This is a genomic window from Burkholderia sp. LAS2 (assembly GCF_018417615.1).
Classification (GTDB): Bacteria; Pseudomonadota; Gammaproteobacteria; order Burkholderiales; family Burkholderiaceae; genus Burkholderia; species Burkholderia sola.
Map to the genome: position 1 here is coordinate 450,437 of NZ_CP071052.1, position 12,101 is coordinate 462,537.

The window sequence follows — 12,101 nt, forward strand, 5'->3', positions numbered from 1 at the left end:
CTCGCCGGAACCCGCGCTTGAGGTGGCCGCGAGCACGGCGCGCGGGCCTGAGCGGGCGATCGGGCGGGCCGGGCGCGGTAGCGCTGGCGCATATCGCCGGGTCGGGACGAGGGCGATCGGCACGCCGGTCAGCGGAATTCGTCGGACGGAATGGGAACGGCGAACGGTTGGCGGCAGGTGCAACCGTGTCGCGGAATGGATCGGAAAACGACGCATGCGGAGGCGTCGCACGCGCGGCCTCCGGCCGGTGCCGAAGGCATGGAATCGCCATGACGGGCCGCGTCACGCCGGCACTCGGCGCATGCTGGCACCGCCCGCGCAATGGGTTGCAGCCCCGCCTTCCTGCGGTCGCACCCGGCCGCGGGCCGCCGCGCTTACCCGCCGCGCGCGCCGCCCGCCCGGTCGGCCACCTCGTTCCACAGATGCAGCGCCGCATACGCGCGCCACGGCCGCCAGCCTTCGCTGCGGCGTTTCTGGCTGGCGAGCCGGTCGAGCGCCGGGTCGCGCGCGGCGATCGACTGCATCAGCACGAGATCGGATGCCGGCCACGCATCCGGATCGCGCCATGCGCGCATCGCGATGTATTCGACGGTCCACGGGCCGATGCCGGGCAGATCGAGCCACGCGCTGCGCAGCGTCGCGAGATCGGCATGCGCGCGATCGACCGGCACGTCGCCGGCCGCCACCGCGCGCGCCACGCCGGTCAGCGCGGCCACGCGCTTGCCGGGCATCCCGATCTTGTCGAGATCGCACGCGGCCAGCGCGTCGGGCGTCGGGAAACGCCACGCGGGCGCGCCGTCGTCTTCCGGCATCACGCGTTCGCCGGCCCGTTCGACGAGCCGGCCGACGATCGTCGTCGCGGCCTTCACGCTCACCTGCTGCCCGACGATCGCGCGCACGGCCAGCTCGAACCCCGACCACGCGCCCGGCACGCGCAGCCCCGGCGCGGCCTCGACGAGCGGCGCGAACCACGGATCGCGCGCGAGGCCGCCGCCGATCGCGGCCGGATCGGCGCCGAGGTCGAACATTGTCGCGACGCGCGCGGCGAACGCATCGTCGACGCGACGCGCGACCGCCCCTTCGACGATCGCGATCAGGCAATGCTTGCGCGGATGCTTCTTGACGGTGAGGCGGCCCGCCTCGCCGTGCAGATCGACGATGCGGCGATACACGCCGTCGGCAACCTGCTCGACGCCCGGAATCGCGCGCCCGCTGAAGAAGCGCAGCACGCGCGCCCAGTCGTACGGCGCCTTGTAGCGCAGTTCCATCTGCGCGGACGGCGGCACCAGGCCGCCGTTCCCGAGGGACGTGATCGTTATCGTGTCGATGCTCAAACCGCACTGCCCTCCGTCTCGGCTTCGGCTTCATCGTTGTGAACATGACGCGCCTCGGCCGCGAGCAGCGTCGCCTTGCGGCGTACACCCCAGCGATAGCCGGCGAGCGCGCCGCCCTTTTGCACGACCCGGTGGCACGGAATCGCGAGCGCGACCGGATTCGACGCACACGCGGACGCGACCGCCCGCACCGCGCGCGGCGAGCCGAGCGCCTCCGCGATCTCGGAATAGCTGCGCGTTTCGCCGTACGGGATATGCGTCAGCGCTTCCCACACGCGCTGCTGGAACGCGGTCGGCGCGATGTCGAGCGGCAGGTCGAACGCGTGCCGCGTGCCGTCGAGGTACGCGCGGATCTGCGTGACGAACGGCGCGAGCCGCGCGGACGATTCGACCAGTTCGGCGCGCGCGAATGCGTCCTTGAGTTCGCCGACGAGCGACGCCGCATCGTCGCCGAACGCGATCCGGCAGATGCCCTGTTCAGTGGCGGCGACGAGCACCGTGCCGAGTGACGTCGACGCGGTCGCAAAGTCGATCCGCAGGCCGGCGCCCTGGCGACGGAACGCGGACGGCGCCATCCCCAGCTCGCGCGGCACCGACGCATAGAGCCGCGACGGCGAGTTGAACCCCGCATCGACGGCCGCCTGCGTGACCGGCTGCCCGCTTTGCAGCGCCTGGCGCAGCGCGGCGCCGCGCTGCGCGGCCTGGTACTGCCGCGGCGACACGCCGACCACGCGCTTGAAGAGCCGCTGCAGATGAAACGGGCTCACGTGCACGGCGTCGCTCAACTGCTGCAACGTGAGCCGCTCGGCCTGCGCGTCGAGCACCGCGCACGCACGATTGACGATTTCCAGCTCGCGCGGCAGCCCTTCCGGCTGGCAACGCTTGCAGGGCCGGAAGCCGGCCGCGCGGGCGGCCGCCGGATCGGCGAAAAAGGACACGTTCTCGCGGCGCGGCTGCCGCGACGCGCAGGTCGGGCGGCAGAACACACCGGTCGTGCGGACGCCATAGAAGAACGCGCCGTCCGCATGCGGATCGCGCGTGGTCACGGCGGCCCAGCGGGCATCGTCGGTCGGATAGGCGGTTTTCATCTGAACCTCGCACTCTCTAGTGTAGATGGTGCCTACTCTAGCCATCGGCACATGCCGTCGCGCCCTGAATCTTGCTCTGTGATTCGTGTCGGCGAATCGGGGCCGTATCGATCGAAATAAATCCGACAAAACCCGCGCGGCGGCCGCTCCGGCGCGGTTTTCGTCATCGTCCCGTCACCGTTTTGCTGCAGTGCGGATGCGACAAATCGCCGTCCTGACGTTTTTTTGCAATCGGAATATTGCGTCGCACCATCGCCGTGTGTATAGTTGGAACTGTCTCCTCCATGTCTCCTCCTGATATGGATTAAGCCCGTTCCGCACTGCGTGAACGGGCTTTTTTTCGTCCGTCGATTGTGCCGCGTGCCGGCCGGCAGCGCAGGCGCGATGCGTCTACACTCGATGCTCGTCGACTGCGAAGGAGTCCCGCCCATGAAGCCCACCATCCGCGGAATCGATCACATCGTGCTGCGCGTGACCGACATGGCGGCAATGACACGCTTTTACTGCGATGCCGTCGGTTGCCATGTGGAGAAGGAGCAGCCCGATCTGGGCCTCGTGCAACTGCGCGCCGGCGACGCGCTGATCGACCTGCTGACGGTCGGCGGCCCGATCGACCGTCCCGACAGCGGGCCGCCCGGCACCGGGCGCAACCTCGACCACCTGTGCCTGCGCGTCGAGCCGTTCGATCCCGACGCACTGATCGCCCATTTCGCCGCGCATGGCGCGCGACCGGGCGCGCCGGCCGAACGCTACGGCGCCGGCGGTTACGGGCCGTCGATCTACCTGTTCGATCCCGAAGGGAACATGGTCGAATTCAAGGGGCCGCCGGCCGCGCTCGGCTGAACGCGGCCGACGCGCGGGCCCTGACGGACCCTTACGCGCCCTCGCGCGCCTTCAGCACCGTCCATTCGACCGCGACCGGATCGTGGTCGGCGCTCGAGACCCACGCGGTGCCGTCCTGCACCGTGCACTGCAGGCGCATCGTGCGCGCCGCGAGCCGCCCGAGCGCGGCCGCGACGCCGTCGGCCAGCGACAGCACCTGCACGTTGCGCAGCCGTTCGACCTTGCTGCGCACGCCCTGCCACCAGATATCCGACGTCTTGCCGCCGTACGCGATCACCGTGACCTGCCCGGCACGGCCGGCCGCCTTCGAGATGCGCCGTTCGTCCGGCTGGCCGGCCTCGATCCACACGTCGATCGCGCCCGTCAGGTCCTTCTGCCACAAGTCGGGCTCGTCGACGTCCGACAGCCCCTTGCAGAACTCGAGCCGCTCATGCGCGAACAGCGCGAACGCGACGATGCGCACCATCATCCGGTCGTCGGTTTCCGACGGATGGCGCGCCACCGTCAGCGCGTGATCGGCGTAGTAATGCCGATCCATGTCGGCGATTTGCAGTTCGGCTTTGTAGATCGTGGATTTCAGCGCCATGCGGATGCGGCCCGGGCGGGCATTCGGTTCGGTCGGGCCGTGATGATACCGAATGCGCGCCGTCCGGCGTGCGTCATGCGCCGTTCACAGCGCAACGGCCCGGCATGCGCCGGGCCGTGTTCGGTTCGCGCCACCCGCTCGTCGGGCCGGCGCGCTCGCGCGTCGCGCGACGGCGCGGCGAATCGACGGTTACTGCTTGACGAAGCGCGAATCGGTCCAGAGACCTTGCTGGTCGCTATTGTCCGCGCTGACGAATTGCACGTCGCCCTGGTCGACCGCCACCACGCGGAAACGCTGGCCTTCCGGCACCGACAGGCAGCGGAAGTCGTCGAAGTACTGCTGCTTCGCCTGCGATTTGCCGTCACGTTCGTGATTCAGTACGGAATCCAGATTGTCTTTCGACAGGCAGCCCCATGCATTCTTCGTCAGCTGGATTTCCTGCTTCGGCTTGACGGCCGAATCGCCGCCGGCCTGCGCAATCGACACAGCGCAAAATGCGCCGACAAGGGCAAAAAGGACACCGGTACGCTTCGTCATGTTCTGTCTCCAGGCTTGCGGGCGCCAGGCCGGGTTAGCTATGTGTTTAAAGGTGATCGTGAACCCACGTTTTTCACTTTAGAAGACCGGTAAACGATAGCAAGCACATTTGTTGTGCGACCGCAATAGCGGCGGATTGTCGCACCCCGTGCGCAGGCGGCTTTTGGCGCGACGGGCGCGCGCGGCAAGCGTCGCCGAATGGCGGATAGGCCTTGGCCGCCGGGCGGAAACCGTTATCCGGCAAGGCTTTCAGCAAAGTTACAATGCATCGATTGAACGGTTTGGATAATCCATTTCGCTATCCGGATCATTTTGATGCGTTGCACATAAAGTCATCCGAAACGATTCGCCTTTACCGCAGTGCGGAATCGCATTTGCCTGATACAAGAAAAATGCCAGGTATAAGCGCATCCGTATTTATCCGTAGTTCCCCGCATCCATTCGGCGCCTTGAAGCCCCATCGCAAGCGCCTTTCGTCCGCGTGGTGTTTACCCTGCCTTATTCGACCCGATTTGCTGGCGCTCGAAATAATCGCGCTGGAAAATGCACATGCGATAAGCGTTGTGATACGCGCCATTCCCGAAAAATTCTTCCTTCAATTCGGCCTCGTGCTGGAATCCGCATTTTTCGTACACGTGGATCGCCGCCGCATTCGACGTATCGACGATCAGGTAAAGCTTGCGCATGTTCAGCACCTTGAACGCGTACTCGATCGCGAGGCGCGTCGCCTGGCCGGCGTAGCCGCGCCCCTGGCACTGCGGCGCGATGATGATCTGGAACTCGCCGCGGCGGTGGATGTAGTCGAGCTCGATCAGCTCGACGAGGCCGACCAGTTCGTCTTGCGCGTCGACCGCGACGAAACGGCGTTCGCGCTGGTCGTGCACGTGGCGGTCGTACAGTTGCGACAGTTCCGAGAAGGTTTCGTACGGCTCCTCGAACCAGTAGCGCATGATCTTCGCGTCGTTGTTCAGCTCGTGGACGAAGCGCAGGTCCTGGCGCTCCAGCGGCCGCAGCGCGAGCGTGTTGGTATCGTTCTGGAGTTGCATGGTCATGTCCTTTTTGAGGCCGGCGCACGTGCGGAACGCCCGCGCGGCGCGGCCGCGTTCGGGCCCGTTTCGCACTGTAAGAATTTGAACGCGGGCGCAGTTCAGAGCCTAGAATGGGAGCAAGGGTTCCTGCCACCGCAAGGAGGCTATCGTGATCGAGCAAGTCATCCTCGGAATTTTCCTCGTGCTGCCGCTCGTCATCGTGGCCGCGCTGTTTTCCGACGAACTCTGGCAGGAGCACCGTCGCCAGCATCCGCGCGACGAGAACGCGCCGCACATCGACTGGAAGCATCCGTGGCGCCGCGTGCGACGCGGGCACTGACTTCGATCACCGCCGATTCGCCGCCCGCGCCGGCCGGGCCATCTGGACCGGGTAACATGCGATGCGGGTACAGCTCTTGCGCTCGATCCCATTCCCGCCCCACCCGCGAGACACCGACGTGAACGACAAGCCCGCCATTCCCCCGCACGATATCCCGAACGAAACGATCGATCTGCAGATCGCCGATGTGCTGGCGGCCGTCCGCTATCCGGCGAACAAGGATGCGATCGTCGATGCCGCGCGCGACGCCGGCGCCAGCAACGAGGTGCTGTCGATGCTCGACGGCCTGCCCGAACAGGACTACGCGGACGTCGACGCCGTCACGCGCTGCGTCGCCGGCAACTTCGGCCCGGGGCTCGGCATTTGAGCGGATTCCAATAACGCGATAGGATCGGGCCGCACCGGTCGCGCCGCGATCGGGATGCGTGCCGCCCGGCGCAAGATCGGGCGCTTCGCACGCGTGTCCGGGGGACTCCATGGAAGGCATCCTGATCCAGCACACGACGCAACGTCAGCTGTGGTTCGGCGCGCTGACGGCGCTCGTCATCCTGCTCACGCTCGGGATCGCCGCGCCGCACGCGAACGTCGCGCTGCCGCCCGTCGAGCCGTTCATGCCGATGTGCGCGCTCACCGTGTTCACGACCGCGAGCATCGCGGCGTTCTTCCTCGGCGCGCAATTCACCGTCACGCGCCAGCCCGTGCTCGGTGCGCTCGGCGGCGCCTACGCGTTCACCGCGCTCGCCGTCGCGCTGCAACTGCTCACCTTTCCCGGCGTGTTCGCGCCGCATGGCCTGCTCGGCGCGCGCCCGCAAAGCGCCGCATGGATGTGGATCTTCTGGCATGCCGGCTTTCCGTGCTTCGTGATGGCCGCGCTGTTCGCCCGCGAGCGGCTGACGCGCGCCCCGGTCGGCGCGAAGGAGACGCGCCGCTGGACGATCGCGCTGGTCGGCGGCCCGGCCGTCGCCGCGGCGCTCCTGTGCGCGATCGCGCTGAACGTGTCGCTGCCGCCCGCGTTCCATCCGCCCCGCGACGCTGCCGTGCTGCCCGTCAACGGCATCGCGCTCGTCGTGTGGATCCTCAATGTGCTCGCGCTCGTGGCCGTACTGGTCACCGGCCGGCTGCGCACGACGCTCGACCTGTGGCTCGCGATCGCGGTGCTCGCGTGCCTCACCGATACGACGCTGAACTTGCTGAGCACGAACCGCTTCACGGTCGGCTGGTATGTCGCGCGCGTGTTCAGCATGTTCACGCCCGGCGTGCTCGTGTGCGTGCTCGCGTGGGAAGTGACGATGCTGTATCAGCAGTTGTTCGAAGCGCACGCGACGCTGATCCGCTCGTCCGCGCGCGACGGGCTCACGGGCGCGTTCAACCGCAGCCATTTCAACGATCATTTCCACACGCTGTTCCTGCAGGCGCGGCGGCAGGGCGAACCGCTGTCGCTGCTGATGGTCGACGTCGACCACTTCAAGGCATACAACGACGCGTTCGGTCACGTGAAGGGCGATGCGTGCCTGATCGCCGTCGCGAATGCACTGACCGGCGCGGTGCGGCGGCCGTCCGATATCGTCGCGCGTTACGGCGGCGAGGAGTTCGCGGTCGTGCTGCCGAACACCGGCGCGCGCGGTGCGCGGGTGGTGGCCGACGAAGTGCGCGACGCGGTGCTGCGGCTCGACCTCGCGATGCCCGACTCGCCGGCCGGACGCGTGAGCGTCAGCGTGGGTTGCGCGACCGTGTCGGCCGACGATCTGTCGACCCCCGACGCGTTGATCGAAGCCGCCGACGCCGCGCTGTATCGGGCGAAGGATACGGGGCGAAACCGGGTCGTCGTCGCCTGAAACGTCTGCTGTTTGGCCAATTGTTACGGTCATTGTGACCGGAATAATCCGCCGTTACGGATTGCGGCGCGGGGATACGATCGCTTACAGCCCGGGCCGGGGCCGCTCGCTATGCTGGGTTTCATATTGAATCCGAGCAGGTGAACGCGATGAAGAAGGCCCTTTTGCTGATTGCCGGCGTCGCCGTGTTGTTGAGCGGCTGTATCGTAGTGCCTGATGGTGGCGGGTATTACGGTGGGGGTGGGTATTACCATCATCATCGTCATTGGGATTGATGGCGCGTAAAGATTTCGGTGCTTCGATTGCGTAAAGGCCGACGCACCGTCATCGTCGTGAAGTGTCCGGATACGTCGATCGCCTTGTCTTTGCAACGCAATCGATGCACCGGGCTGAAGCCCGCTCAGGCGGGCTTGCTCGGATCGGAGCGCATCAGGAACACCTGTAGCGCAGCAAGCATGTCACACGCAGACATTCCAGACGCGCATCCTTTCCCGTCCGTGACCAGATCTCCCTTGGTATCACGCCTGTACGGCTCGCCCATCAATTCGGCTATGTCGAACTGGTGGTCCGTGCGATTCCCGTATGGCCGTTTACCGTCGATGTAGATCATCGGCCAGAAATCCCCCTCGGTCAGCATGTCGTCGATAGCGTCCGGATCGATGATCCACCAGTGGGCACCCCCACAGCACTGTGAGACGCGCAGCGCGAAACTCGATATTCCATTTGTGTACCCTACCGTGTACCCAAAGGCGTTCCGGACATCTCAATTGGTTTCGATGCGGCTTCGCGGTGTCGATGCGCTAGGCGGGGTAACACGAAGAAGCCGAGTATTGATGTCAGCTATTAAATCAGATGCAAAAGTGTGGCAGCATTGCGGTCATCGTGATTCAGGACTGCTGCGGCTCAGGGCACCCCTGTTTCCCCATCTGACCGCAGTAGCTACCGGAACCCCGGCGCCCATGATCAAAACGATAACTTTTAAGGCAGGTGCGGCTCCCAATTCACCGCCTTTATCGATCGATCTTTCCCCAGTGACTATCTTGGTGGGGCCGAACAATAGTGGCAAATCTCTCGCGCTTCGAGAAATCGAACAATGGTGCCACAGCGCCAGACGTCTTGTTGGCAACGTCATTGACAGCGTCAAGTTCGGGCCCTGGACAGAGCAGGATCTTGACGCATTTCTCGCAGAGCATTCGATTGGAACGGAGGATGGTGAGACCTACAAAATTGCACGATCCACCACTGCAGGTTCGATTGGCGGACAACTGCACCGACAAAGCGCCTTAAGTGAAATAGCGAACGGTCTGGACTACCGGGGCCATATGCTCCAAGCGTTTCAGTTTTTGACAACACGCCTTGACGGACGGAATCGCCTCGCATTAATCGAAGACGCCGAAGACCCCGATTTCACGCAGAAGGCGAAATATCCGATTGGGGTCTTGTTTCGTGACGACAGTTTGCGGGCAACAGTACGCCAAATGATCTATCAAGCGTTTGGTCGCCACCTTGTAATTGACCCAACTAAGGCCGGTCATTTGCGGTACCGCTTAAGCGATGTAGCTCCTGCAGATGGTGAAGAGGAGCGCGGCTGGGGAGAAAGGTCAGTCAACTTTCATAGCGCAGCCACCCCCATTGCCGGGCCATCTGCAAGCGATGGAGTAAAGGCGTACACCGGCATCCTCACCTCGCTTATGGCGGGTAAACCGAGGATCACGCTGATTGATGAACCGGAGGCTTTCCTGCATCCGAGTCTCAGCCATCAACTTGGGAAGGACGTATGCACACACTTGGCTACTGAAAGCCAGCGCGTGATCGTGTCTACCCACAGCGCTCACTTTCTCATGGGATGTGTAGCGGGTTCTTCAGCTGTCAATATAGTGCGGCTCACCTACGCGAATGAAGCGGCGACGGCACGTGTCCTGCCGCACGACAAACTAAAGCCGATGCTGCGTAACCCGCTTCTGCGATCGATTGGCGTGCTCAGCGCACTCTTTCACAACACGGTCGTTGTAACCGAAGCGGATGCTGATCGAGCTTTTTATCAGGAGATAAATCAACGTTTGCTCAACGCACGAGATCCTCGAGGCATTGAGAACTGCATATTCCTCAATGCACAGAATAAACAAACGGTTTGGTCAATCGTCAAACCACTTCGCGAACTAGGCATCCCAGCCGTAGGAATTGTTGACCTCGACGTGTTAAAGGAAGGGGGAACCGTCTGGGCAAAGCCGATGGACGGAGCATTTGTCCCACAGCCAAGTCGATCTGCACATGAAGTGACTCGATCTAGATTGCTTGACGCCTTCAAGCGTCTTCCAAACTACAACGATAAGACAATGAAGCGCGATGGCGGCATCGCGCAACTGGATGCAGAAAATCGTCAAGCCGCAGATGATTTCTTTGATCAACTTGATACTTACGGGATCTTCGTTGTTCGAGCCGGCGAACTTGAGCGATGGCTACCGACGATAGAAGTCGAGCGGTCAAAGGAAACGTGGCTGAGGGGCATTTTTGAGGCAATGGGCGAAGATCCGGCAGACCCCAATTACATCGTACCCGCACAGGGGGATGTATGGGATTTCATCGGCAAGATCAACGCTTGGCTATCCAACTCGTCGCGTCGCGGAATGCCGCAAATTGGGTCCACAACTACCGCTAAGGCAAGCATCGATTCCGCGATTGCCTAAGCGCGACGCCATGCCCGCTAATAACAGTGTGACGGTGTCGTAGGTATACGTATAGGCATGCAGGACTGGCACTCACGCGATTGGCCGAGGAGAAGTATTAGCTGCTAAGATCGAGCCCCCCAGGGAGAAGGGCAAGGTCTTCGCAGATGGCGTCGTTACGAACGTCTATCGAACACCCGATTCGCAATATTGAGGAGTTCGTTCTAGTCCATGTCTGGAGATACAGGGGCAAGTCCGTTTGGTCCCCGCCGGATGATGGTTTACTTCCCAATACAAAACCTGCTGAAAATCACCCCCAGCAGATCATCCGACGTGAACTCCCCGGTAATTGCATTGAGCTGCTCCTGCGCGAGCCGCAGCTCTTCGGCAAACAGATCGAGTGACTGCGCACGCTGCTCCGCGTGATCCGCCGCCTGCGCGAGATGTTCCTGCGCGGCCCGCAGCGCAATCAGATGCCGCTCGCGTGCGAGATACACACCCTCAGCGCCCGCCTGCCAACCCGCAATCCGCAGCAGCTCGGCACGCAACATATCGATCCCGTCGCCGCGCTTCGCCGACAGGTGCACCTCGGTCAGATCGCCTTCCGCCGCCGGATGCTCGACGCACGCCGGCACGCCGGTCAGATCCGTCTTGTTCAGCACGCGCACCACCGGCACGCCGGCCGGAAACCGCGCGGCGATCGTCCCGTCGTCCGGCGTCATCCCCGTGCGCGAATCGAGCAGATGCAGCACGACATCCGCACGCTCGATCTCGCTCCACGTGCGTGCAATGCCGATCCGCTCGACTTCGTCTTCCGTCTCGCGCAACCCGGCCGTATCGATGATGTGCAGCGGAATCCCTTCGACCTGGATCGTCTGCGCGACCTTGTCGCGCGTCGTGCCGGCGATCGGCGTGACGATCGCCAGCTCGGCGCCCGCCAGCGCATTCAGCAGCGACGACTTGCCGACGTTCGGCTGCCCCGCCAGCACGACCGACAGCCCTTCACGCAACAGCGCCCCCTGCCGCGCGTCGCCGAGCACGTGTGCGAGTTGTTCGCGAATCCTCGCGAGCTTGCCGCGCGCGTCGGCCGCTTCGAGGAAGTCGATTTCCTCCTCCGGAAAATCGAGCGTCGCCTCAACCAGCATCCGCAGCGTGATCACGTCCTCGACGAGCGCATGGATCTGCCGCGAGAACGCGCCGTCGAGCGAACGCCCGGCCGAGCGCGCGGCCGCCTCGGTGCTCGCCTCGATCAGGTCGGCGACGGCCTCGGCCTGCGCAAGGTCGAGTTTGTCGTTCAGGAACGCGCGCCGCGTGAATTCGCCCGGCTCCGCGAGCCGCAGCCCGAAGTCGCGCCCTGCATCCAGGCAACGCTGCAGCAGCAACTGCATCACGATCGGCCCGCCATGCCCCTGCAGTTCGAGCACGTGCTCGCCGGTATACGAATGCGGCGCCGGGAAATACAGCGCGATCCCGCGGTCGAGCGGCGCGCCGTGCGCGTCGAGGAACGGCACGTAGCTCGCATGGCGCGGCGCGAGTGTCTGCCCGCACAACGCGTCGACCAGCGGCAGCGCGGCCGCCTCGCCGCCGCGCCCGAACGACACGCGGACGACGCCGATGCCGCCCCGGCCGGCAGCAGTGGCAATGGCGACGATCGGATCGGAATCGGTAGCGAGCATGGCAATCAGAGCAATCGGGTAATCAGCGAGTCAATGGTGCGCCCGCGCAACAGTTCGGGCAGAGGAACGCCGGCATTGTAGCGTGCGGGCTCATCAGCCACCGGCCGCGGCGCCCGATTCGGACTCGCCCGAATTTATCCCGCCGGGGATAAGCTAAGTATCAGTCCA

At 64.4% G+C, this 12,101-nt stretch carries 13 protein-coding genes; 6 read left to right on the forward strand and 7 right to left on the reverse strand.

The annotated features are described in order from the left end of the window. Positions 1-374 precede the first annotated feature (374 nt). The gene (locus JYG37_RS02105; RefSeq protein ID WP_213345842.1) at positions 375-1,334 is read right to left on the reverse strand and encodes a DNA-3-methyladenine glycosylase family protein; all 960 of its coding nucleotides are present in this window, start codon (positions 1,332-1,334) and stop codon (positions 375-377) included. Next, positions 1,331-2,422, reverse strand: coding sequence for a bifunctional DNA-binding transcriptional regulator/O6-methylguanine-DNA methyltransferase Ada (gene ada / locus JYG37_RS02110; protein ID WP_050011097.1), 1,092 nt, complete (start codon positions 2,420-2,422; stop codon positions 1,331-1,333). The genes JYG37_RS02105 and ada overlap by 4 nt, the downstream gene beginning before the upstream one ends. A gap of 429 nt (positions 2,423-2,851) precedes the next feature. On the opposite strand from ada, the gene JYG37_RS02115 reads away from it, so the two are divergent. Beyond that, positions 2,852-3,265, forward strand: a complete 414-nt coding sequence (locus JYG37_RS02115) for a VOC family protein (RefSeq protein WP_006498690.1) — start codon at positions 2,852-2,854, stop codon at positions 3,263-3,265. A 31-nt stretch (positions 3,266-3,296) separates the two neighbouring features. Here JYG37_RS02115 and JYG37_RS02120 read toward each other — a convergent pair whose 3' ends face one another. From JYG37_RS02120 to speG, 3 genes are all read right to left on the reverse strand, one after another. Next, on the reverse strand, positions 3,297-3,851 hold the full coding sequence (locus tag JYG37_RS02120; RefSeq protein WP_050011096.1) for a YaeQ family protein: 555 nt from the start codon (positions 3,849-3,851) through the stop codon (positions 3,297-3,299). A 189-nt stretch (positions 3,852-4,040) separates the two neighbouring features. Further along, positions 4,041-4,388 (reverse strand): surface attachment protein Sap1, encoded by a 348-nt coding sequence (gene sap1 / locus JYG37_RS02125; RefSeq protein ID WP_124556203.1) that lies wholly within the window; start codon positions 4,386-4,388, stop codon positions 4,041-4,043. A 488-nt stretch (positions 4,389-4,876) separates the two neighbouring features. Continuing rightward, on the reverse strand, positions 4,877-5,434 hold the full coding sequence (speG, locus tag JYG37_RS02130) for a spermidine N1-acetyltransferase (protein WP_050011094.1): 558 nt from the start codon (positions 5,432-5,434) through the stop codon (positions 4,877-4,879). 151 nt (positions 5,435-5,585) lie between these two features. Between speG and JYG37_RS02135 the strand changes: the two genes are divergently transcribed. The 4 genes from JYG37_RS02135 to JYG37_RS34970 all read left to right on the forward strand — a co-directional run bounded on the left by JYG37_RS02135 (position 5,586) and on the right by JYG37_RS34970 (position 7,866). Beyond that, a complete protein-coding gene (locus JYG37_RS02135) occupies positions 5,586-5,756 on the forward strand; it encodes a hypothetical protein (protein WP_006489933.1) in 171 nt (56 codons plus the stop codon). A 118-nt stretch (positions 5,757-5,874) separates the two neighbouring features. After that, positions 5,875-6,123, forward strand: a complete 249-nt coding sequence (locus JYG37_RS02140) for a DUF2795 domain-containing protein (protein ID WP_050011093.1) — start codon at positions 5,875-5,877, stop codon at positions 6,121-6,123. Positions 6,124-6,232: 109 nt separating this feature from the next. Continuing rightward, positions 6,233-7,591: a sensor domain-containing diguanylate cyclase gene (locus JYG37_RS02145; RefSeq protein WP_050011092.1), complete on the forward strand. Its 1,359-nt coding sequence runs from the start codon at positions 6,233-6,235 to the stop codon at positions 7,589-7,591. Positions 7,592-7,740: 149 nt separating this feature from the next. Then, positions 7,741-7,866, forward strand: a complete 126-nt coding sequence (locus JYG37_RS34970) for a hypothetical protein (protein ID WP_256097665.1) — start codon at positions 7,741-7,743, stop codon at positions 7,864-7,866. A gap of 125 nt (positions 7,867-7,991) precedes the next feature. On the opposite strand, the gene JYG37_RS02150 is transcribed toward JYG37_RS34970, so the two are convergent. Then, on the reverse strand, positions 7,992-8,228 hold the full coding sequence (locus JYG37_RS02150) for a hypothetical protein (protein ID WP_213345843.1): 237 nt from the start codon (positions 8,226-8,228) through the stop codon (positions 7,992-7,994). 196 nt (positions 8,229-8,424) lie between these two features. Here JYG37_RS02150 and JYG37_RS02155 point away from each other — a divergent pair, with 196 nt between their 5' ends. After that, positions 8,425-10,278: an ATP-dependent nuclease gene (locus JYG37_RS02155; protein WP_213345844.1), complete on the forward strand. Its 1,854-nt coding sequence runs from the start codon at positions 8,425-8,427 to the stop codon at positions 10,276-10,278. A gap of 260 nt (positions 10,279-10,538) precedes the next feature. On the opposite strand, the gene mnmE is transcribed toward JYG37_RS02155, so the two are convergent. After that, a complete protein-coding gene (mnmE, locus tag JYG37_RS02160; protein WP_176016688.1) occupies positions 10,539-11,933 on the reverse strand; it encodes a tRNA uridine-5-carboxymethylaminomethyl(34) synthesis GTPase MnmE in 1,395 nt (464 codons plus the stop codon). Positions 11,934-12,101 lie beyond the last annotated feature (168 nt).